The organism is Citrobacter sp. VF227, assembly GCF_052950715.1.
Map to the genome: position 1 here is coordinate 1 of NZ_JBRFVF010000410.1, position 465 is coordinate 465.

Consider the following 465-nt stretch of genomic DNA (forward strand, 5'->3'; position numbering starts at 1 on the left):
CACCAATGACGCAACACGCAGGTAAGGGTTGCGTTGACGGTTAAGCAGGATGATTAGTGCCAGCACCACGCCAGCCAGCAGTAAATTCTTCGGTACGCCAAAGGTGTTGTCGCTCATTGCGGCATAGCCGCCACCAATCGACGTCAAACCTACCTGAATCAGCGACAAGCCGATAATCATCACCACCACGCCTGAGACCAGCGGAGTAATAATACGACGTGACAGATGCAGTACGCGTGAGATAACCATCTCAGTGCAACTTGCCAGCATCAGCGTACCGAACAGCGCCGCCATCATGGTTGGAACATCTGCGCCACCAGTTTTTAGCGCCGTACCACCCATAATCAGTGGAGCAACAAAGTTAAAGCTAGTGCCCTGAATGGATAACAGTCACGAGCCGACCGGCCCACAGGCTTTGATCTGAATGATAGAGGCTACGCCGGAAGCGAACAGCGACATACTGAT

Annotated in this window: 1 pseudogene; it reads right to left on the reverse strand. The window is 52.9% G+C overall.

From position 1 onward, the window contains the following. Window positions 1-465, reverse strand: a pseudogene (gene xanP, locus ACU8YC_RS27030) (xanthine/proton symporter XanP); the annotation flags it as partial.